General features: G+C 65.5%; 21 protein-coding genes and 1 tRNA gene. 16 read left to right on the top strand and 6 right to left on the bottom strand.

The annotated features are described in order from the left end of the window. The first annotated feature begins 25 nt into the window (after nt 1-25). Both ACZYZ9_RS03115 and ACZYZ9_RS03110 read left to right on the top strand, forming a co-directional pair. Complete coding sequence (locus ACZYZ9_RS03115) at nt 26-1,438, top strand: amino acid permease (RefSeq protein WP_463824933.1); 1,413 nt, start codon at nt 26-28, stop codon at nt 1,436-1,438. Continuing rightward, nucleotides 1,435-2,301, top strand: coding sequence for a universal stress protein (locus tag ACZYZ9_RS03110; RefSeq protein ID WP_463824724.1), 867 nt, complete (start codon nt 1,435-1,437; stop codon nt 2,299-2,301). The genes ACZYZ9_RS03115 and ACZYZ9_RS03110 overlap by 4 nt, the downstream gene beginning before the upstream one ends. 150 nt (nt 2,302-2,451) lie before the next feature. On the opposite strand, the gene ACZYZ9_RS03105 is transcribed toward ACZYZ9_RS03110, so the two are convergent. The 4 genes from ACZYZ9_RS03105 to ACZYZ9_RS03090 form a co-directional block, all read right to left on the bottom strand. After that, nucleotides 2,452-2,742, bottom strand: coding sequence for a hypothetical protein (locus tag ACZYZ9_RS03105; protein ID WP_463824723.1), 291 nt, complete (start codon nt 2,740-2,742; stop codon nt 2,452-2,454). Nucleotides 2,743-3,221: 479 nt separating this feature from the next. After that, complete coding sequence (locus ACZYZ9_RS03100) at nt 3,222-4,538, bottom strand: extracellular solute-binding protein (protein WP_463824722.1); 1,317 nt, start codon at nt 4,536-4,538, stop codon at nt 3,222-3,224. Continuing rightward, the gene (locus tag ACZYZ9_RS03095) at nt 4,535-5,347 is read right to left on the bottom strand and encodes a carbohydrate ABC transporter permease (RefSeq protein ID WP_463824721.1); all 813 of its coding nucleotides are present in this window, start codon (nt 5,345-5,347) and stop codon (nt 4,535-4,537) included. Before ACZYZ9_RS03095 ends, ACZYZ9_RS03100 begins: the two co-directional genes overlap by 4 nt. Next, on the bottom strand, nt 5,334-6,206 hold the full coding sequence (locus tag ACZYZ9_RS03090; protein ID WP_463824720.1) for a carbohydrate ABC transporter permease: 873 nt from the start codon (nt 6,204-6,206) through the stop codon (nt 5,334-5,336). Before ACZYZ9_RS03090 ends, ACZYZ9_RS03095 begins: the two co-directional genes overlap by 14 nt. Before the next feature lie 33 nt (nt 6,207-6,239). Between ACZYZ9_RS03090 and ACZYZ9_RS03085 the strand changes: the two genes are divergently transcribed. The 8 genes from ACZYZ9_RS03085 (at nt 6,240) to ACZYZ9_RS03050 (ending at nt 12,772) form a co-directional block, all read left to right on the top strand. Beyond that, nucleotides 6,240-7,757: a TldD/PmbA family protein gene (locus ACZYZ9_RS03085; RefSeq protein ID WP_463824719.1), complete on the top strand. Its 1,518-nt coding sequence runs from the start codon at nt 6,240-6,242 to the stop codon at nt 7,755-7,757. Continuing rightward, nucleotides 7,754-9,127, top strand: a complete 1,374-nt coding sequence (locus ACZYZ9_RS03080) for a metallopeptidase TldD-related protein (protein WP_463824718.1) — start codon at nt 7,754-7,756, stop codon at nt 9,125-9,127. Before ACZYZ9_RS03085 ends, ACZYZ9_RS03080 begins: the two co-directional genes overlap by 4 nt. Nucleotides 9,128-9,136: 9 nt before the next feature. Next, nucleotides 9,137-9,982, top strand: coding sequence for a carboxymuconolactone decarboxylase family protein (locus tag ACZYZ9_RS03075; RefSeq protein WP_463824717.1), 846 nt, complete (start codon nt 9,137-9,139; stop codon nt 9,980-9,982). A 7-nt stretch (nt 9,983-9,989) separates the two neighbouring features. Beyond that, a complete protein-coding gene (locus ACZYZ9_RS03070; protein WP_463824716.1) occupies nt 9,990-10,715 on the top strand; it encodes a hypothetical protein in 726 nt (241 codons plus the stop codon). Between the two features lie 12 nt (nt 10,716-10,727). Continuing rightward, nucleotides 10,728-10,940 carry a hypothetical protein gene (locus ACZYZ9_RS03065; protein WP_463824715.1) on the top strand — a complete coding sequence of 71 codons (213 nt, stop codon included), beginning with the start codon at nt 10,728-10,730 and terminating at the stop codon, nt 10,938-10,940. Between the two features lie 28 nt (nt 10,941-10,968). Beyond that, the gene (locus tag ACZYZ9_RS03060; protein ID WP_463824714.1) at nt 10,969-11,478 is read left to right on the top strand and encodes a nitroreductase family deazaflavin-dependent oxidoreductase; all 510 of its coding nucleotides are present in this window, start codon (nt 10,969-10,971) and stop codon (nt 11,476-11,478) included. A 53-nt stretch (nt 11,479-11,531) separates the two neighbouring features. Then, nucleotides 11,532-11,605: transfer RNA gene (locus tag ACZYZ9_RS03055), tRNA-Ile, on the top strand. Between the two features lie 354 nt (nt 11,606-11,959). Then, entirely contained in the window at nt 11,960-12,772 is an 813-nt protein-coding gene (locus ACZYZ9_RS03050) for a hypothetical protein (RefSeq protein ID WP_463824713.1), read from the top strand. Nucleotides 12,773-12,799: 27 nt separating this feature from the next. Here ACZYZ9_RS03050 and ACZYZ9_RS03045 read toward each other — a convergent pair whose 3' ends face one another. Both ACZYZ9_RS03045 and ACZYZ9_RS03040 read right to left on the bottom strand, forming a co-directional pair. Continuing rightward, entirely contained in the window at nt 12,800-12,925 is a 126-nt protein-coding gene (locus ACZYZ9_RS03045; protein ID WP_463824712.1) for a hypothetical protein, read from the bottom strand. 457 nt (nt 12,926-13,382) lie between these two features. Continuing rightward, nucleotides 13,383-14,537: a hypothetical protein gene (locus ACZYZ9_RS03040; protein ID WP_463824711.1), complete on the bottom strand. Its 1,155-nt coding sequence runs from the start codon at nt 14,535-14,537 to the stop codon at nt 13,383-13,385. 204 nt (nt 14,538-14,741) lie between these two features. Between ACZYZ9_RS03040 and ACZYZ9_RS03035 the strand changes: the two genes are divergently transcribed. The 6 genes from ACZYZ9_RS03035 (at nt 14,742) to ACZYZ9_RS03010 (ending at nt 20,449) form a co-directional block, all read left to right on the top strand. Beyond that, on the top strand, nt 14,742-14,993 hold the full coding sequence (locus ACZYZ9_RS03035; RefSeq protein WP_463824710.1) for a hypothetical protein: 252 nt from the start codon (nt 14,742-14,744) through the stop codon (nt 14,991-14,993). Continuing rightward, complete coding sequence (locus tag ACZYZ9_RS03030) at nt 14,990-15,688, top strand: hypothetical protein (protein WP_463824709.1); 699 nt, start codon at nt 14,990-14,992, stop codon at nt 15,686-15,688. Before ACZYZ9_RS03035 ends, ACZYZ9_RS03030 begins: the two co-directional genes overlap by 4 nt. Nucleotides 15,689-16,006: 318 nt before the next feature. Then, nucleotides 16,007-16,246, top strand: coding sequence for a hypothetical protein (locus tag ACZYZ9_RS03025; protein WP_463824708.1), 240 nt, complete (start codon nt 16,007-16,009; stop codon nt 16,244-16,246). A 77-nt stretch (nt 16,247-16,323) separates the two neighbouring features. After that, on the top strand, nt 16,324-18,903 hold the full coding sequence (locus tag ACZYZ9_RS03020; RefSeq protein ID WP_463824707.1) for a bifunctional DNA primase/polymerase: 2,580 nt from the start codon (nt 16,324-16,326) through the stop codon (nt 18,901-18,903). 230 nt (nt 18,904-19,133) lie between these two features. Further along, nucleotides 19,134-19,589: a hypothetical protein gene (locus ACZYZ9_RS03015; protein ID WP_463824706.1), complete on the top strand. Its 456-nt coding sequence runs from the start codon at nt 19,134-19,136 to the stop codon at nt 19,587-19,589. A 323-nt stretch (nt 19,590-19,912) separates the two neighbouring features. Beyond that, a complete protein-coding gene (locus tag ACZYZ9_RS03010; RefSeq protein WP_463824705.1) occupies nt 19,913-20,449 on the top strand; it encodes a hypothetical protein in 537 nt (178 codons plus the stop codon). Nucleotides 20,450-20,531 lie beyond the last annotated feature (82 nt).

Raw genomic sequence — 20,531 nt, 5'->3', positions numbered from 1 at the left:
TACTTCGATCGGTCTCAAACAGCAGATGCTGCGTCGCCGGCCGGTGGGTGGTGCCCCAGTCGCTGTGGGCGCCGACTCCGGTCTGAAGCGAAGTTTCGGCACCTTCCAGCTGACCCTGTTCGGGGTCGGATCGACGATCGGGACCGGGATCTTCTTCGTGCTGTCCCAGGCGGTGCCCGAGGCCGGCCCCGGGGTGATCGTGTCGTTTCTGGTAGCTGGTGTCGCAGCCGGGCTGGCCGCCTTCTGTTACGCCGAATTGGCTTCGGCGGTACCGGTTTCGGGCTCGTCGTACTCGTATGCGTACACGACCATGGGCGAGGTGGTCGCGATCGTGGTGGCGGCGTGCCTGCTGCTGGAGTACGGGGTGGCCACCGCCGCGGTGGCGGTCGGGTGGAGCGGGTATTTGAACAAACTGCTGCACAACCTGTTCGGATTCGAATTGCCGCATGCACTGTCCGCGGCGCCGTGGGACAAGCCGCCGGACGGCGTCGCGCACGGTTGGGTGAATCTGCCGGCGGTAATTCTGATCGTGATGTGCGCCCTGCTGTTGATCCGCGGCGCCAGTGAATCCGCGAAAGTCAACACGGTGATGGTGTTGGTCAAGTTGGGCGTGCTGGGCATGTTCGTGGTCATCGCGTTCACCGGGTTCGACGACGGAAACCTCAAGGACTTCGCCCCGTTCGGGGTGGCGGGCATCGGCTCGGCGGCGGGCACCATCTTCTTCTCTTACATCGGCCTGGACGCGGTCTCGACCGCCGGCGATGAGGTGAAGGACCCGCAAAAGACGATGCCGCGGGCGTTGGTGTCGGCGTTGTTCATCGTGACCGGGGTGTACGTGCTGGTCGCGCTGGCCGCGTTGGGCACCCAGCCGTGGCAGAACTTCGGGGCGCAGGAAAACGCCGGGCTGGCAACCATTCTCGACAACGTCACCCGGGGCACCTGGGCCGGCACAGTGCTGGCCGGTGGCGCGGTGATCTCGATCTTCACCGTCACGCTGGTCACCCTGTACGGGATGACCCGGATCCTGTTCGCGATGGGCCGCGACGGGCTGCTGCCGGCGCGGTTCGCGAGGGTGAATCCGCGCACCATGACGCCGGTGAACAACACCGTGATCGTGGCGATCGTCGCGTCGGCGTTGGCGGCGTTCGTGCCGCTGGACAAGCTGGCCGACATGGTGTCCATCGGCACGTTGACCGCGTTCATCGTGGTCTCCACCGGGGTGATCATCCTGCGGGTGCGGAATCCTGACCTGCCCCGCGGCTTCCGGGTGCCGGGTTATCCCGTGACTCCGGCACTTTCGGTGCTGGCCTGCGGCTACATCCTGTTCAGCCTGCACTGGTACACCTGGCTGGCGTTCTGCGGCTGGATTGTGGTGGCGTTGGTCTACTACCTGGCCTGGGGCCGGCACCACAGCGCGCTCAACAAGGACGCACCGTGACCGTCGTCGTGGGGTACCGGGCCGGCAAAGTCGGCTTGTCCGGGCTGAACTTGGCCGCCGGCGCCGCTCGCACGCTCCAGACGTCGCTGACCGTGGCCACCATCGTGCCCAGGCCGTGGCTGACGCCGTCGCTGGCCCGGGTGGACGCTGAATACGAGCAGTGGGCGGATTCGTTGGCCGAGAATTCGGCTCGGGAAGCCGAGCGGATTCTGTTCCCGTTGGCTGAGGGGATCGACATCAGCTACCTGCATCGGGCGCATCGGTCGGTGTCGGGCGGACTGCTGGAAGTCGTCGCGGACGTCGACGCCGAGATGCTGGTGCTGGGGTCGCTGCCCAGCGGCGGGCGCGCACTGGTGGTGGTCGGCACCACCGCGGATTGGCTGCTGCACTCCTCACCGGTGCCGGTCGCGATCAGCCCGCCCGAATATCGTTCTCATGCAGCGGGTTTGACGCGACTTACCTGTGCGTATTCGGCTACCCCGCAGTCAACGGAGGTGGTGCGCCGCTGCGTGGAGTACTCGGAGCGGTTCTCGGTGCCGCTGCGGGTGATCACCTTCGCGGTGCGGGGTCGGACCATGTATCCGCCGGAGGTGGGGCTGGACGCCGAGGACGCCGTGCTGGAGGCGTGGGCGTCACAGGCGCGCGAGATCCAGTCTCAGCTGAGCGTCCCCGACGACGTCGACTTCGAGGTCGTCACCGCGCACAGTTGGGCGGAGGCACTGTCGAGCACCGTATGGGTGGACGGGGAGATCCTGGTGATGGGCACCTCGCCGCGCGGCGACATCCGGCGGGTGTTCCTGGGGGCGCGCAGCGGCAAGATCATTCGGCACAGCCCGGTGCCGGTGTTGGTGCTGCCGGGTTAGCGTTTCTGGCCGCTCTGTTGCGTTTTGCGGGCGTTGGCTGCGTCGAGCGTCACGCCAGCGTGGCTGCGGGCGTCGAGCGTCACGCCAGCGTGACGAGCCGGGGGCTGGCTGCGTCGAGCGTCACGCCAGCGTGGCTGCGGGCGTCGAGCGTCACGTCAGCGTGGCGAGCCGGGGGCTGGCTGCGTCGAGCGTCACGTCAGCGTGGCTGCGGGCGCCGAGCGTCACGCCAGCGTGGCGAGCCGGGGGCGGCGTTGCGTCGAGCGTCACGCCAGCGTGGCTGCGGGCGTCGAGCGTCACGCCAGCGTGACGAGCCGGGGGCGGCGTTGCGTCGAGCGTCACGTCAGTGTGGCTGCGGGCGTCGAGCGTCACGCCAGTGAGACGAGCCGGGGGCGGCGTTGCGTCGAGCGTCACGTCAGCGTGGCTGCGGGCGTCGAGCGTCACGTCAGCGTGGCGAGCCGGGGGCTGCTGCGTCGAGCGTCACGCCAGCGTGGCTGCGGGCGTCGAGCGTCACGCCAGCGTGACGAGCCGGGGGCGGCTGCGTCGAGCGTCACGCCAGCGTGGCTGCGGGCGTCGAGCGTCACGCCAGTGTGACGAGCCGGGGGCGCTGCCCGGGTGCGGTGTCCGTTGACGACGGTCCCCCGTCCGGCGGCCGATGTTTCCGTGCCCGGCTCGTAGCGACTTTCTCACCTACGCGCGACTTTCCTTGCCGCAGCGATGTTCTGCAGCATCCGTCTCGGCTAGCACCCTCTACAACGCTGCCCTGCCGGCTCGGTCAAAAGTCGCGCACGGTGAGAAAGTCGCTCGGAGGCGGGCTTTCAAGTAACCATTCCGGGCTCGTGACGGATGAGGCGCATGTGGTCCCGCCCGCCGTTCTTGGCCTCTTTGTGCCCGGCGTCGACGCACAGTCAGGTGCGGCGGAGTTAACGCCGGGCTGCGGCATTAGCCGCCACCTGCGCCTGCTGCAACGTCGTCGCGATATCGCCGCGGCCCAAGTACATGTCGTCGAAGTACGGCTGGAGCGCCTCGTTGCCGGCAGCGAACCCGGCCCCGCCGGGGGCCGGGATGCGCGGCCCGTCGAGCACCGTGAAGAACGGCGCCACGTCCACGCCCCTGGCTTTCCAGTAGGCGAAGTAGCCCGGCTGGGCCGACAGCACCGCCGGGATGGCCGCACCCTCGCGTCCCAGGTACGCATTCCCCTCGGCGCTACCCATCCAGGCCAGCACCTGACGTACGGCATCGGGATGCTTGGACGCCGAATTACCGGCTGCGGCAATGCCATTGGTGACACTCACCCGGCCGCGCGGACCGGTCGGCAGCAGCGCGATACCCCACCGGAAGGTGGCGTCGCGGGACACCGCGGCCAGGCTGTAGGTGCCGGACTGGAACAGCGCCATCTTGCCGGCCAGGAACTGGTTGAGCGAGAAGTCGCCGTTGTCGTTGGTGTCCGACGCCGGTGGCGCGACGTGGTCGTGGTTGATCAGGCCGACGAGGTAACCGAATGCTGCCGAGGCTTCGGGATTGTCGAACGCGAACTCGTTGCCGCGCTGGAACACCCCGCCGTTGGATCCGATGTAGTTGAGGTAAATGCCCTGCGGGTCGTTGGCGGCGTTGTACCCCCACTGGCGGACCCGGCGGAACTCGAAATCCGGTGCGTCGGCGCGATGCCCGTCGGCGTCGATGGTGAGCCGGGCCAGTAGCGGCCGCAGCGTGTCGTCACTACCGGGACTCCAGCGCATGTCGGAAAGTTCCGCGGGATCGACACCGGCGGCGGCCAGCAGGTCGGCGTTGTAGAACACCGCGATTCCCGCGTCGGTCAGCTGCGGCACCGCCCACAACGACCCGCTGTGGGTGAACTGGGTGACCACCGAGCGTTCCCAGTCCGCAGCAGGCTCGCCGATCCGGATCAGCCGACCGCTGTCGGCGTAGGCGTCGAGGTAGGCGTTGGAGATCCAGAAGATGTCGTCGGCACTACCGCCGGCCACGTCCGTGCGCAGGGTGTCGAAGTAGTTGGAGAACGCCACCATGTCCAGGCGCACCTCGATGTCGGGGTGGGCCCGGCTGAACGCGGCGAACGAATCCCGATACGCCCGCGCGATCGGCTCGGCCCACAATCGCACGGTGACCACGATCTTGCCGTCGTCGCTCGAGCGCCCCATCATCACCGCCGTCGTCAACAGCAGCGCCACCACCAACAGCAACGAACCGGCGAACAGAGTGGAGAACCGCAGCCGCTTCACTTCAGACCCGACACCAGGATCGACGAGACAATGTGACGCTGGAATACCACGAACAGCGCGATCAGCGGCACGATCGCCACCGTCGTCGCCGCCATCACCAGCGTCCACTGCGAGTTGTACCGGGACTGCAGATCCGCGGTGGCCACCGTCAGCACCCGCCACTTGCGCCCGCTGGTGATCACCAACGGCCACATGAAGTTGTTCCACTGGGAGACCACGGTGATCATCGTCAACGCGGCCAGCACCGGCTTGGAAGACGGCAGGATCACGTGCACCAGCACGTCCAGAGTGTTGGCACCGTCCAACGACGCGGCGTTGATCAGATCGTCGGGGATCAGCCGAAAGTGCTCGCGCAGCAGGAAGATGGCATACGGCGAGCCGAACATGAACGGAATCACCAACGCCCAGAACGTGTTCCGCAACCCGAGCTGGGCCATCATCAAATACAGCGGCACCACCGTCACGGTGCCCGGCACCATCAGCGTCGCGACGTACACCCAGAACAACCCGTCGCGGCCGGGGAAGTGCAACCGTGCGAACGCGTAGCCGGCCAGCACCGAGAAACTCAACTGTCCCAACAGGATCAGCGCCGTCATCAACGCGGTCACTGCCGCCGCCCGGCCGAACCCGCTGCCCACCAGGTCGGTGTAGTTGGACACCGTGAACGGCTCCGGCCACTGCAGCGGCGATCCGGTCGCGAACTGGTGTGCCGAGGTGAACGACGTCAGCAAGCCCAGGGCGAACGGCGCCAAAGTGATCACCGCGCCGAAAATCAGGCCGACGTAGATCAGCGCGTTACGTGAGTTCATAGGTGATCCGCTTGCGGAAATACATGTGCTGGACAAACGTGACGCCGACCAGGATGACGAACAGCACGACCGCCATCACCGCGGCCCGCCCGATCGCGGCCGCACCGAACGCCTCAGCGTAGATCTGATGCGCGACCAGGTCGGTGCTGCCTTCCGGCCCACCGCCGGTCAGCGCATAGACGGTGTCGAAAACCTGTGCGGTGCTGACGATCCCGGTCACCAGCACGAAGAACGTGGTGGGTCGCAGCATCGGCAGCGTGATGCGCCAGAACCGCTGCCAGGCGTTGGCGCCGTCGGTGCGCGCCGCACGGTGAATGTCCTCCGGGATCGCCAGCAGGCCGGCCAGGAACGACAACGAGACGTAGCCGACGTTGGTCCAGATAACCACCGCCGACACCACCGGCAGCGCCAGGTCGGGGTTGGTCAGCCATTCGATGCGCCGGCCCAGCAGGGTGCTGACCGCGCCGTCGGTCGGTGCCAGGATCCAGCGCCACATCACCGCGATCGCCAACGGCGCGCAGATCCACGGCAGCACATACAGGGTGCGGAACAGCCCGGTGCCGGGCAATTCCCGGGCCAGCATCATCGCGGCGATCAGCCCCAACACCGTCTGTGCCGGCACCACGATCGCCACGAAGATGGCGGTGACCACCAGCGAGTCGGCGAAGTCGCCGTCGTGCAGCACCGAACGCCAGTTGGCGAAGCCCACATAATGCAGTGGCCCCAGCAGGTCCCACCGGTACAGACTGAGCCACACCACCACCAGGATCGGCAGCAGCAGGAAGGCGATCACGCCGAACAGGCTGGGCGCCAACAGGGCGTACGCCAGCGCGGTGGAACGGCGCGGCGAGTCTGACATGAATGTATTAAAGCCGGTCGATACGGTGGACCCGTGACACCGAACCGGGGGATCGATGCCGACTTCCTGGACCTGCCGCGCCACCAGTTGGCGGACGCCGCGTTGTCGGCGGCCCGAGCGGCCGGGGCCAGTTATGCAGACCTGCGGATACACCGCATCAGCACCGAAAGCATCCAGCTGCGCGACGGCGAGTTGGAGACGGCGGTGCTCAGCCGCGAGGTCGGGCTGGCGGTGCGGGTGATCGTGGCCGGCACCTGGGGGTTCGCCTCGCATTCCGAGCTGGTGCCCGACGCGGCGGCCCGCACCGCACGGCACGCGGTGCAGGTGGCGACGGTACTGGCTGCGCTGAACACCGAGCAGGTCCGGTTGGCGGCGGAGCCGGTGTACGCCGACGTCAGCTGGACGTCGGACTATCAGATCGACCCGTTCGGCGTGCCCTCGTCGGAGAAGATCGGGGTGTTGCAGGACTACTCGGGACGGTTGCTGGACGCCGACGGTGTCGACCACGTGTCGGCCAGCCTGACCGCGGTCAAGGAGCAGACCTTCTACGCCGACACGTTCGGCTCCTCGATCACCCAGCAGCGGGTGCGGCTGCAGCCGTCGCTGGAGGCGGTCAGCATCGACGCGAAGGCGGGCGGGTTCGACTCGATGCGTACCTTGGCACCGCCGACGGCGCGCGGCTGGGAGGCCGTCGCCACCGACGAGGTGTTCAATTGGAGCGCCGAGCTCGCCGAGCTGCCCGACCTGCTTTATGAGAAGGTGCACGCGCCGTCGGTGATGCCCGGGCCCACCGATCTCGTGATCGATCCGACCAACCTGTGGCTCACCATCCACGAATCCATCGGGCACGCAACCGAATACGACCGGGCTATCGGCTACGAGGCCGCCTACGCCGGTACCTCGTTCGCCACCCCCGACAAACTCGGCAGCATGCAGTACGGCTCGTCAGTGATGAATGTGACCGCCGACCGTACCGTCGAACACGGCTTGGCCACTGTCGGTTTCGACGACGAAGGCGTGGCCGCGCAGAGCTGGGATCTGGTGCGCGACGGGGTGTTCGTGGGCTACCAGCTGGACCGGGTGTTCGCTCCGCGGCTGGGCGAGCAGCGCTCCAACGGCTGCTCGTACGCCGACTCCGCACACCACGTGCCGATCCAGCGGATGGCCAACGTGTCGTTGCAGCCTGGCCCGGAGGATCTGTCCACCGCAGACCTGATCTCCCGCATCGACGACGGGATCTACATCGTCGGCGACAAATCCTGGTCAATCGACATGCAGCGCTACAACTTTCAGTTCACCGGGCAGCGTTTCTACCGGATTCGCGACGGTGCCCTGTACGGGCAGCTGCGCGACGTCGCGTACCAGGCGACCACCACTGACTTCTGGAACTCGATGGAAGCAGTCGGTGGCCGCTCGACCTGGCGGCTCGGTGGCGCGCTCAACTGCGGCAAGGCTCAGCCCGGTCAGATCGCCGCGGTCAGCCACGGATGTCCGTCGGCGCTGTTCCGCGGCATCAATGTGCTCAACACCCGGACCGAGGGCGGCCGATGATCACACCTCAGCACGTCGTGAACATCGTCCTGGACGAGGCCGCCAAGAACGGCCGGGCCGACGAGACCATGGTGTTGGTGACCGACAAGGTCGAGGCAAACCTGCGCTGGGCGAATAACACGATGACCACCAACGGCGTCGCCGTTCAGCGCAGCGTGACGGTGATTTCGATTGTGCGCAAAGGAGACAGCGCCTACGTCGGCTCCGTGGTCTCCGGGGAGGCGGACCCGTCGGTGCTGCCCGGGCTGGTGGTGTCCTCGCAGGACGCCGCGCGTTCGGCGCCGGAGGCCGGGGACGCCGCGCCGCTGCTCGCCGACACCGGGGAACCCGCGGATTGGGATGCGCCGGTGCCCGGCACCGGGGTGGGGGTGTTCACCGGGATCGCCGGCCCGTTGAGCAAGGTGTTCCGGGGCCGCGACAAGCTGTACGGCTATGCGCACCACAGTCTTTCGACGACGTTCCTGGCGTCCTCGACGGGACTGCGGCGGCGCTACACGCTGCCGACCGGGGCGATCGAACTCAACGCCAAGCGGGGCGATGCCAGCGCCTGGGCGGGCGTCGGAACCCCGGATTTCGTTGACGTGCCTATTGATTCGCTACTGTCCGATCTGTCGACGCGGCTGGATTGGTCGTCGCGAACCGTGGAGCTGCCCGCCGGCCGGTACGAGACGTTGATGCCGCCGTCGACGGTGGCCGACATGATGATCTATCTGGCCTGGACGATGGCCGGGCGTGGCGCGCAGGAAGGGCGCACCGCGTTGTCGGCGCCCGGCGGTGGGACGCGGGTGGGGGAGCGGCTCACCTCGCTGCCGCTGACGTTGTTCTCCGATCCGATGGCCCCGGGCCTGGTGTGCACGCCGTTCGTGGCGGTGAGCAGTTCCTCGGAGACAGCGTCGGTGTTCGACAACGGCATGGAGATCGGGCAGGTCGACTGGATTCGCGACGGCGTGATCAACGCGCTGGCCTATCCGCGGGCGACCGCCGCCCGCTACGACGCCCCGGTGGCGGTGGCCGCCGACAACCTGGTCATGACCGGTGGCACCAACGAGTTGGCCGACATGATCGCGTCCACCGAGCGCGGGTTGCTGCTGACCACGCTGTGGTATATCCGCGAGGTCGACCCGACGTTGTTGCTGTTGACGGGCCTGACCCGGGACGGGGTGTATCTGATCGAGGACGGCGAGGTGACCGGCGCGGTCAACAATTTCCGGTTCAACGAGAGCCCGCTGGACCTGTTGCGGCGCGCGACCGAGGCCGGGGTCAGCGAGAAGACGTTGCCGCGGGAATGGGGTGACTGGGCGACGCGGGCGGCGATGCCGTCGTTGCGGATCCCGGACTTTCATATGTCGTCGGTGAGTCGGGCGCAGTAGCGTTGGGCTATGACCGGCCTGGATGCTGACTTTTTGGCGCGGTTCGTCGCGCTGTCGGCCGGGGACGGGCGCCTGGCCGGGATGGTGCGACGGGTGTGCGCGCAGGCGTTGGGTTTGCCGCCGCTGCCGTCGGGCCCGGATGATGACGGAGTCTCCGAGGCGGACGCGGTGGTCGCGGCGTTCGCCGAGCAATTCAGCGTCGACGTCTCGGTGATCACCGTTGAACAACGCTCGCAGTTGCTGAAGAACCTGGGGGACAGGGCTTTTCGAACCGTTGTCTCGATCTTCATTGCCGACTTCGTGCCGCGGGTGCGGGCCGGGTTGGAAGCGTTGGACGTCGGGTCGGAGTATCTGGGCTGGGTCGGTCAGCCGGTGGTGTGGGACCACGACAGCGACCCGTCCGCGGTGTTGCTGGGCGAGTTCGCGCCGGCGGTGGCGCGGCTGCGGGCGCTGGATCCGGTGACTTCGGAGCTGGTGCGGTTGCGGGTGGCTGGTGCGCACAACTGCCGGCTGTGCAAGTCGTTGCGCGAGGGCAACGCCCTGGATGCCGGCGGTTCGGAGACGCTGTACGACGAGCTTGCGCGGTTCGAGAAGTCCGCGGTGCTGGACGCACGCACAAAAGCAGCGCTGCGCTATACGGATGCGTTAATTTGGACCCCTGCGCACCTCGCCGTCGACGATGCCGCCGAGGTGCGCTCTTGGTTTAGCGAGGCCGAGGCTGTGGAGTTGACCTTCGACATCATGCGCAACTCGAGCAACAAGATTGCGGTGTCGTTGGGCGCGGACGCGGCGCGGGTGGAGTCCGGCACCGAGCGGTACCTGATCGATGTTGATGGCCAAACGGTGTTCAGCTGAGATCGTGGTGAGGCGGACGGTTTTCGCGCTGGCGCTGGTATGCGTGGTGAGCGGCTGTTCCGGCGGGGGCACGTCGGCCCGGCCTCCAGTTGCGCCGCACGACACCGCGACGTCTCATCTCGAGCCGATCTATCCGGGCACGACGGTGTCGATCCCGCCGTCGTCGTCGGGCACGTCGACGTCTTCGACGACCACGACGACGACGCCCGCCGGTCGCAGTCTGCCGGGGGACGGCACCTTCCGGATGGGCGTCGATCTGCAGGCCGGGACGTATCGGTCGCCGGGTGGCGAGTCCTGCTATTGGGAGCGGCTGCGCGGGTTCGGGGGACAGACCGCCGACATCATCGTCAACGGTGCGGGAATTCTGCCGCAAACGGTGAAGATCGCGCCGACGGACGCGGGGTTCCGGACGCAGGGATGTGGGCGGTGGACGCTGGATGAGGGGGCTTCGCCTTCGCCGGTTGCGTTGCCGCCCGGGGCGACGGCGTGCCCGTCGACGTCCGGGCCGGCCGGCGGGTTCGCGCACTCCGCGGTCGGGTCCGGTGACACCACGTGTCCGTTCGCCGAGGCGGTGCGGGCGGCGTATGGCGCGGGTGGTCCTGCCGGTTCGGCTCCCAGGCAGGTCGAGGCGGTCAGCCCGGTGACCGGCCAGCGCTACACGATGACGTGTGCGGCGAACGGGTCGCTGGTGGTGTGCAACGGTGGAAATGGGGCGGTTGTCTATGTCTACTGATGGGAGCGTGGGGTGATCGGGGAGATCCTGGAAACCGGGCACAGCTATTGCCTGCGGTGCCGTGCCGACGCCGAGTATCAGGTCATCGATGTATCCGGTAACGGCGACCGGATGGACCGGCAGTGGATGTGTCCTGGCGAGCACCGCGATACCCATGTGCAGGACGAATATCCGCAGCACACGTGGGAAGCGCGGCGCGAGCGTGCGAAGAAGGAGCAAGGTTGATGGCGGCGTTCCTGGGTACGGTCTAGCCGTGTCTTTTCGGCGAGAGAGTCGGGTTCGCGGGCGGCGGTTGCGCTTCCATGAGGCGCTCGGCGAGCGCCTGGCGATGAGTGCTGTGGGTTATCAGCTCGCGGTGCATCTGGCGCCGCATATCGACAAGGTGCTGATTCCCCGGACCAACGGCCGGCTGAGCTCGGCGGGGTTGGACCGGGCGGGGCTAGTGGTTTCTGTTGGCGCCAAGACCGGGCAGCGGCGGGCGACGCCGCTGGTGCTGGTCGAGGATGCGGACGGCCTGCTGGCGATCGGCTCGAACTATGGCGGACCGAAGCATCCGGGGTGGAGTGCCAATCTGAAGGCGAATCCCGAGTGCACGGTCGAGTACAAGGGGCCGCCGCGGCGGTATCGCGCTGAGTTGCTGACGGGTGCCGAGCGGGAAGCCGCGTGGGAGACCGCGGTGGACTTCTACGCCGGGTACGAGGCGTACCGGGAGAAGGCGGCGCCGCGGGAGATTCGGGTGTTCCGGCTGCGGCCTCTGGAGTGACTGGCTGTTGCTTGGTGGGGGCTGTTGCCGCGCTAGGGTGGTCGTGCTTCGCAGGGGCGGTAGCTCAGTCGGTTAGAGCCGCGGACTCATAATCCGTTGGTCGTGGGTTCGAGCCCCACCCGCCCCACCGCAAAAGACCTGCTAGACGCATACCAGCGAACACACGCGGGTACTTCACCCCGGCGTCACCCCGGCGCGGAGGTGAAAAGCACGCCCCGGGCGAGGCACTTCGTGCGTCAGTAGCCACACTGGCCTCGTGAGCCACTCGCGTCACACGGGGTCATCTATCAAAGCAGATTTTGCGCCAGAATCTGGGACGCGACCGGCGTGTCGCAGCAGGGAGTTGTCGGTGGGCGGAGTCATACTGGGATCGACCCGATCGAACATGTGATCGAGTCCGGTAGCGCCTGCACGCACTACCCACGCTCAACCGAACATCAGAAGGAAACTGATCAGATTGTTCCCTGCAACTGTACTGAAGGTGTTGATCGCCACGCCGGGAGATACCGGCGAAGAGGTCGATGCGATCACGAAGAGCATCCACAGCTGGAACGGGCGGCGCGCCGAAACGGTAGGCGTGATCCTGCTTCCGCGTCATTGGAAATCGGACGCTGTGCCGCTGGTCAACGCCACGGGCGCACAGAGCGTCATCGACTCCCAACTGGTGGACAGCGCCGACATCGTCATCGCCGTGTTCGATAGCCGCCTGGGCCAGGCGACCGAGGATGCGGTGAGCGGCACCGCGCATGAGATCGAGCGGACCACCGAGGCTGGCAAGCCCGTGCATGTCTACTTTTCGGACGAGCCGATAAGCCGAAACACCGACCCCAAAGAGCTTGCGCGGCTTAACAAGTTTCGCAAGGAGATGGAATCGAAAGGGTTGTTGGGCGTGTACGCCGACCCAATCGACCTCGGCCACCAGGTCCGCGAAGCCATTGAGCACGACCTCACTCAGATGGACCTCGGGGTAACACCGCTGCCCATCTCAGCCCCGGAGGAGCACGCCATGCCTCGGCTGACATACGACAAGGGAAACAAACAGCTGGTGGCCGAGAACAAGAGTGCAGCCGTAGGCGCAGATCAGCTCGTGTTGGAGGTCGAGGGTGCCCGGGGCGATGGCAGCGATCCATATCTCCTCGACTATGACGGCGAGCCCGTGAACCTGCTTCCGCTGTCGGAAGCGCAGTGGCCGTTGATTTTGTTCTGGCAATCGCCCAGGCAAGCCAACATCACAATGCGATGGATCGAAGGGAACACACCACGCCAAGAGAAGCAGACCGTGTACTTCTACTGACGGGGTTCTTGTGCACGCCGTGCACAACTACCGGCCGCGCTTCTTCTTGGGCGCAGCCTTGCTCTTCGCCCGGCGGCCGACCTTCGTTGCACCCTTGGCGCGGGCCTGCTTGGCGAACTTCGCGCGGGCGGCGGATTGCTTCTTCGTGGCCATCGTCGTGGTCCTCTCGGGTGGGGCAGCCGGTCGCGGGCCGGAAGGACGTCCCGCCCGCGACCGGGCCGACTAGGGGGTGTGCCGCCGTACGGCCTCGTTTGGCCGTAGGCACATGCGGGTGGTCATTCGGGCTCCCGCTTACCGCGCTACCCGGTCGCCGGGGTAGCCGCGTGCCTCGGTGCGCGAGCGCGGGTGTGGTCGGGGAGCGCCGACGCCGCTGGGCGGTGGGTCGACGCGTGGAGCCCTAGGCCGGTAGATCCCACCCTCTGACGGTGGCCGGCCGTTGAGATGCGGGGCGACCGGTCCCGGCCCGAACCCGAACTCACTACTGAGGTCGCCGCCTTGGTCACGGGCGAGCAGCAGTGGGTCTTGTGACCGGCGTTGATTCAGCGGTGGGTAGGGCGGTGGGTCCCGGTAGGGCTCAGGGTTGCGAATGTATTGGCTCACGGCGCAGTCCCTACGGCAAATCGAAGGTCGGCGGGGTGTAGGAACTGCTGGCGGTGATCTGCGCGACGACCGCTGCGGCCCGGTGGCGAACGCCGACGCCGAATGACCGGATGTAAAAGGAATCTTGCAGCGGATACGGGCCGCGACCCGGAATATGAAGTAACCCTTGATAATCCGGGTCGACATGTTCCCGAAATCCGACTGGGTTGAGGGTGCTGTTGGGTCCGCCGGTCGCAATGACCGCCACGTAACCCGCTGGAACGTACAGGCTTTTGATGACCAGGGCATTGCCGTAGCTGCCCCACACGTCCAAGTTGTTGAATTTGGGTTCGGGGACGCTGCCGTGCACAGTTTCGTCACTGATCCATGCCGGCATCAGCGTGCTCGGAATGAAGTCCCACTTCGGTTCCGGCCCGCTGGTGCGGTATTGCTCCCCGGCGCGCCACGCGGAGATCCGCGAGAGCTCAAAGTCCACATCGTTGAGCAAGATCAACATCGTTGTGCCGTAACGCCGCCCGTAGCCGTGCTCAGTCACGTGATTAATCAACGCTTCGATGTGTGTGCTGTCGAGAGTTGTTGAGGCTGAGGCCAAAAAATGGGTGTGATCGCCTGCGAAGGTTTTCCCCATAAACGGCGGTGGGATCATCGAGTCAGCGTTCCACAAGCCGTACACGGTGTTTCCCCAGTCGTTTACGCGTGTCTGGGGGTTGAAAATTCGATTCATGACGCTGTTGGTGCACAGCGACACGTCTGCTTCGAGGGCGCGGGTCACATGGGCAGTAACCTGCTCGGCCGTGGCATTTCTCAAGAATTTCCAAGTGAACGAGGTTCGCAAATCGTGGTCGTGGAATGGGTATCCGAGTCTCAAATAATCGGCGGGCGGCCTAATGGCACGTGGCAAGCCTATTTCAGTCGCGAGCTCGAATTTGTCTGTGGTCCAACTCTGCGGAACGACGTCCGCAACATGGACCGTGCGGAACGTCAATAGGTCGGTGATCTGCTTGCGCTCGGTGTTCCAGAGCCGCAACACATCTTGAATCTCCGCCCAGATTTCATTCAGGTCTACGCCGTCGGCTGTCTTGTTGACGAGCACGTCGCCGCTCGTGCTGATTCCGCCTTTACCGCCAGCGCCGCCCCATATGCGGAAAAGCTGCTTCGTGCCCATATTGCCTTGCCTCCTGTGCTCGCACTTACCGGCGAGGGTACGGAGGAAAGCCTTTGTTGGAGAAACAATTAGGGATGCGCTGGCATAATCGCGGCGGCTCGTGGTTAAGCAGAATCTAAAGCTTGGCGGATCGAGTCGACTAAAGACTAAAATCGGTCGTACGGCGAAATATGCTGCCAGTAAACTGATTAGAGAGATGCTGCAATGGCTAGATTGATACCACTAACCCATGAACCACCGCCCGGCGTGGTCTTGTCGGATGTGCCGACGATCCGGGGCCGCGCCGCTGCGCACCGGTGGCTCAACGACGTGCTCGGGGTGCCGGTGCGGTTGAACTACGTGCGGACCGCTGTCGCCAAAGGCGAGGTTCCCTGTACGATGTCTGGAGCGCTCTTCTTCTCAACGCAAAGCCTGTTCGACTGGATCATGCGGCTATCTGACGAGGCGACATCATGATCGGCGATGCGTTCCGCTGGCAACCAGAGGACAACCTGCACCCGATGGACCCCCGCGTCAGCACGCAGGTCCGCGCGATCAACCGGGCCGAGGACTTGGCGCAGCGGGCTTGGCCAGAAGCGGCGAAGGTTGCAGCGGTCCTATTCGATCCGGCGCGGGTACCGGCCCTGGCCCAGCGAGCCGACGAGGCAGTCGCAGAGTTCTATGCCCGGTTCGGCGAGGGCGGCGACCTGCACGCCGACGCCCATGACGACGATTGGGACCCTCAAGCCTCGCATGAGCAAGGTGTTGTCCGTGTGTGGGCTGTCGGAACGAACCACGTTGAGGTGATCCGGGACCGCTGGCTCGATAACCTCAACCGCGAAGGCAGGCCGGTCGGCTACTTCGTGCGCATGTACGGTAACCGCCTGCCCGACTACTTCGACTGCGCGAACCACGGCTGCACCGGCGACTGTGACCGGGCGTGCTCGGTGCGGTTGGCGAAGGCGTGCGCTGGGCCGACCCGAGCGATGCCGGCTACGCGGGGCACGCTGGTCCTGCTGTTCCGTTGCTGCCGGGAGTGTGAGGCCCTGGCCGGCAAGATCGCCGCCAACAACTACAAGACCGCCATCATCAACGCTCGCGCCGACCTACCTCGTCGATCGGTGATCATGCCTAACCCTGAGCCCCACGTGAACCCTGCCGCCTGGGTGTAGGTGCGCCGAGAATTTGTTGCGTGGACTTTTGGCCCGGTCTGACCCACCAAGCAGGCGCGTGGTCAGAAAGGCATTTGGTCCATAGGTTGTCTAAAGGTTTTGGTTCGGTTGCCACCGAACTATTTGCGGCGCAACGAAATTGTCGTAAGAAGTGCGTCGTAAATGCGTCGGCGCGACGGCGGAAGTTCGGGTAAGCTCCCTAATCGTGTAGGGCCGTGAGGTCCGACCCGCCCCCCGGAAGCCGCGCTTCTATTTAAACCGGGGATTGGACGTGGGCGCTCAAACCAAACCATTGATTGTCGTCGTTGGGATGCGTCCATGGAAGAGTTCGAAAAGCCGACCATGACCGAGCAAGAGCTCTGGGAATGGCTTCACTATGACGAGGGAATTCCCGTTACTCGTCGCGCTGTCAAGCATGCTGTCCTGCGTCGTGAGATTGAGCCGACGCGGCTCGGCAATTCCAACCTGTATTCGAGACAGGATGGCTGGGACTGGATCAAGTCGCGCAAGCAGGCCGGTGCGTATCGCGTGCCGAAAACTGCCGCCGCAAGCCAATAAACGTTGAATGCCGCTAGCCGATCTGGCGGGTGACTAGCGGCGACTTCAACACCTGACGACGAAGAACAGGAGCGATAGTGACTATACCCGCCGAGCGCCCTTTTGGAGGTGCTGCCGAGAAGTACCGTGCACGTGGACTTCTCGGGACACTGCCGCTTCCCAACGGCCAGAAGGCCTCACCGCCAGCGGGTTTCACAGGAGGGGGCAGACCCCACCCAACCGACGACCAGGTTGCCGAATGGGTCGGTCAGCGACCGCGCGGCAATATTGCGCTGCGCCTGGCGGAGGTGCCGCGCGAGTTCTTGAACAATCGGGACGATCGGACGCCGATCTACGCGGGTAACAATGTCGACGGGTGGGAACTGGTCGGCATCGACGTCGACAACTACTCCAAAGGTGACTGCGAGAAGCGCGGCGCGGAGCAGTTGTGCGAGTTGGAACTGCAGCTAGGCCAATTGCCCGCGACCGTGTTGAGCGGGGCCAGATTCGGCACCGGCAGCAGCATCGCCGTCTACTTGGTGCCGCAGGGATATCGGTTCGCCGGAAAAGCCGCTGACTCGATTGAGGTGATCCAGAAGCGCCACCGGTACATGGTGGTTCACCCCAGCACCAACCCGGATGCGCCGGGCGTCGGCGGCCAGCCGGCCATGTACGAGTGGGGTTGGGGTGCCCCGTCGAAGTTCGCGGACGCGGGACCGGACTCGTTGGAACGGTTCGAGGACGGGATGCCGAGTGTGGACCGGATAGCGGTATTGCCGGAGGCGTGGTTCACCCATCTCACGCACGGCGGGATGGGCGAAAGCGATGACCCGATCAGCGGGCTGACCGACGGCGAGTTGTGGGAGTGGTTGGAGGCACGTCCCGGTTACGGCGACGAGATGTGCTCGGTGATGCGAGCCGCCGCCGATGAGTTGGTAGCGGGAATCGAAACCAGTTCGAGTAGTCACGATGTGCTGACACAAGCCCACTGGCGACTACTGAAGTTGGCCGCCGAGGGTCACGCGGGCGTCGAAGCCGCGCTCGATGAGGTCACAGCAGCCGGTTGGCCCGCTGCGGCGGGGAAGCGCGACGTGGAGACGCTGAGCGCGGAGATGGGCCGCAGCATCGCCGGAGCGCTCGACAAGATCCAACCCGCCTACCGGGACTACGTGCCCGACGATTCGTGCGCAGTCGACCCTCGCAAGTTCGACTGCGACGGTTGGGCGGCACGGCTAGACACCCAGGGTGATACCGGCGTGACCGTTGACGATTTGACGGCGTTCTGGGCGGCGCGGCCGGAACTCACACGGCTGCAGCAATTTGCCCGATCGCGGTTGACGGGGCCGTGGTCGACGCTGGGCGCCGTCTTGGCGCGGGTGATCGCGACGATGCCGCCGAATGTGGTCCTGCCGCCGACGGTGGGAGACCACGCGAGCTTCAATCTGTTTGTCGCACTGGTGGCCCCGTCGGGTTATGGCAAGGGAGCATCCGAGGCCGTCGCCGAGGCATTTCTGGACATGGCGACGAATGTGTGGGAGGCGACGCCGGGGAGCGGCGAGGGCCTGCTGAAGCAGTATGCGTATAAGCGTCGCCCCGGTAAAGGCCAACCGCCGGAACAGGTCAACGTCCGCAACGCCGTCCTCTTCACCATCGCAGAAGTCGACACCCTCAACGCGCTCGCGGGCCGGAACGGGGCGACGTTGATCCCCGAACTCCGCAAGGCGTGGATGGGGGAGCGGTTGGGCTTCGGGTATGCCGACGCTGAGAAGGCGGTCGCGATCATGGCACACCGCTACCGGATGACGATGGTCGTCGGTGTGCAACCGGGCCGAGGAGCATCACTGTTGAGTGACGCGGACGGCGGCACGCCGCAACGGTTTCTTTGGCTGCCCACGACGGACCCTGATGCGACTGATGACTTGGTCGAAGCACCCGAGCCCTTTTCGTTGCCCGCGTGGCCGACGGCCAGACCCGCTGAGAACTCGTCGGCGGATGGGATCAGAGACGACGAATTTGCCGAACCCGCCGAACATGATGAACCCGCCGAAGATGATCAAGGTGAGCAGCCGCGTTTGAAGTTCGCGGTCGTGCGCGATGGCTTTCGGCTGGACGAGCCTGCCCAGCGGAGCGCCTTTCACGTTCTGGATCTGCCGCCGAGCGTGGTGGAGGAGATTCGCGCGGAGCACTTGGCGAAGCGGCGCGGCGACATGAGCATCAATCCGCTGGACTCGCACGCGATGCTGGCGCGGTTGAAGGTCGCGGCGGGGCTCATGTGGCTCAACGGTCGCACCGACGAAATCAACGAGGACGACTGGAAACTCGCGGGAACTGTGCTCGCGGTGTCGAATTCGACGCGGGCGACTGTGCTGGCGGCGATGCGCTCGAACGAGACCAAGGTTGCCGAAGCGCGTGGGCGAAGTGATGCCGTGCGTGAGGTCGTGAAAGAGGACGTGCTGCGCGACCGGAAGATCGCACGTCTGGCCGAAGGCATCCGCGAGAAGCTGCGCGTGGAGAACGACCAACCATTCAATCGGTTGAGCAAGAGGTTCCGAAGTCAAGATCGCAGCGTTGTGCGTCCCGCGCTAGACCTTCTGGTGAGCGTCGGAGATGTGGCGTTAAGGGCGATTGAGCACCACGGAAACGCGGGCGAGGTGGCGCATTTGAGGGAGGGTCGATGAACCCGCGCGAGACGGGGACGCGGGGACGATGGTCCCCGCCTGGCGTTCGACGCCACGAAAACGGCGAACCTAAAACCCCTGGTCGTCGGAAAAAGAAGAATCGCGGGGTACGCGCGAGGCGGCGGGTTCCGCGGCGCAGCCGGGGACGCGCGTCCCCGCGTCCCCGCCTGAAGGAGTCGAACGGCGATTTTGGATCGGAGAACCGTAACTATCTGAAACACCAAGGAGGAATGCAGAAAATGGACGCAAATTGGAGGCCGCCCGAGCCTTTGGAGTGGTACCGGCTGATACACGTAGCCGAGACTGTCCGTGCGTGGTGGCCATTAGGTCTGGCGAGTGTTTGGGCCCACATCAACGGCGGCGACTACGAGGCCGCGAAGCGTGAGATCCACCGGGTGTTAGTGGATGTCGAGCGCGGCGTTCATGGCCCGCCACATTCGACGCCGAAAGTAGAAGGCCTCGCAGTCACCCCGCAACATTGGCGGGAAGTCATCGCATACGCGCCAGAAGTGAAGCGCAACAATACTTTTGTGTGCATTAAGCAGGACTGCGGTAACACGCTGACTGTCGGCAGATCCAATGGTGACGGTCGATGTGTGGCGCGTGAGTGCGGTTGGTCGGTCGGCTCAGAAGACATTGGCGACGAAAGCGTTTGCCCGATGCACCGCGCGGAATGGGGCCGATGAGCACAGTCTTTACGCCGGTCGACCCGCCGTATTGGTGGTCGCCCCAAAAGCGCACCCGCCGTGGGCATCCCACGCGACCCCGACGAAACCCACGGGCCGGGTTACCAGCGCCACCAGAGGCGAGTTGGCGGCCGGGACAACGATGAAATTGCAAAGGAGACAACATGACCGACCCTACGAACAGCGAACCTATCGAACGGCCCTGGAAGCGGGGCGATCCGACGAGGCGGTGCGTTGCGCATAAGAAATCGGGCGAGCAGTGCCGACGATGGGCGATACGCGGCGGAGTCGTTTGCCGATACCACGGCGGCTCGGCTCCACAGGTGATCGCGAAAGCGCGCGAGAACATGGCCCTCGCCGCCAACCACAACCGCTCTAACGTCCAGCGATTGGCGGATGCTGCTGAGAGCGAACAGGTTCGGCTGCAAGCGAGCAACAGTCTGATCGACCGCGTTCTCGGCAGACCCACTACAACATTGGAACTTGGCCCAAAACAGCGCCAACCTTGGGAAGACGTTATCGAACACTCCACCGTCGAGGTCGCTCGCCTGACCAAGGCGCAGCACGACGCGATGAAGCGCGGGGAGCCGTTGCCGCTCGCCCCGGCGGCACTGGCCCCCGCCGACGACATAGGCATCCTCGACGCCGAGGTGGTCGACCCCGCCGACGACCCCGCGCGGGCCGCTCCGGTGGACGACGGCACATGCGAGGGTGCCGGCGGGGCCGGGAGCCCGCCCCCGGCGTCCGCGCACCCTACCGGCCCATCTAGCACCGCGCTCGTGACCCTAGAGGAAGCGAACGCTGATATAAACGACACCAACCGGCGCGCCAAGGTCGTGCCGATACGGCGCGGGCATTAGCCAGATAACCCAAAACCGTTGTCACACAGGCAGACGAAGTGTGCTAGCTGGCGTAGCGTAAACGCCGAACCGACCGGTTCGA

It is taken from the genome of Mycobacterium sp. IDUB_28, assembly GCF_055419285.1.
This window is presented reverse-complemented; position numbering and strand designations above follow the sequence as displayed.

Excerpts from the sequence above, each read along its gene's own strand:
- ACZYZ9_RS03115 (WP_463824933.1), top strand. The coding sequence starts at position 26 with ATGCTGCGTCGCCGGCCGGTGGGTGGTGCCCCAGTCGCTGTGGGCGCC.
- ACZYZ9_RS03095 (WP_463824721.1), bottom strand. The coding sequence starts at position 5,347 with ATGAACTCACGTAACGCGCTGATCTACGTCGGCCTGATTTTCGGCGCG.
- ACZYZ9_RS03090 (WP_463824720.1), bottom strand. The coding sequence starts at position 6,206 with ATGTCAGACTCGCCGCGCCGTTCCACCGCGCTGGCGTACGCCCTGTTG.
- ACZYZ9_RS03080 (WP_463824718.1), top strand. The coding sequence starts at position 7,754 with ATGATCACACCTCAGCACGTCGTGAACATCGTCCTGGACGAGGCCGCC.
- ACZYZ9_RS03075 (WP_463824717.1), top strand. The coding sequence starts at position 9,137 with ATGACCGGCCTGGATGCTGACTTTTTGGCGCGGTTCGTCGCGCTGTCG.
- ACZYZ9_RS03045 (WP_463824712.1), bottom strand. The coding sequence starts at position 12,925 with ATGGCCACGAAGAAGCAATCCGCCGCCCGCGCGAAGTTCGCCAAGCAG.
- ACZYZ9_RS03040 (WP_463824711.1), bottom strand. The coding sequence starts at position 14,537 with ATGGGCACGAAGCAGCTTTTCCGCATATGGGGCGGCGCTGGCGGTAAA.
- ACZYZ9_RS03035 (WP_463824710.1), top strand. The coding sequence starts at position 14,742 with ATGGCTAGATTGATACCACTAACCCATGAACCACCGCCCGGCGTGGTC.
- ACZYZ9_RS03030 (WP_463824709.1), top strand. The coding sequence starts at position 14,990 with ATGATCGGCGATGCGTTCCGCTGGCAACCAGAGGACAACCTGCACCCG.
- ACZYZ9_RS03025 (WP_463824708.1), top strand. The coding sequence starts at position 16,007 with ATGGAAGAGTTCGAAAAGCCGACCATGACCGAGCAAGAGCTCTGGGAA.
- ACZYZ9_RS03015 (WP_463824706.1), top strand. The coding sequence starts at position 19,134 with ATGCAGAAAATGGACGCAAATTGGAGGCCGCCCGAGCCTTTGGAGTGG.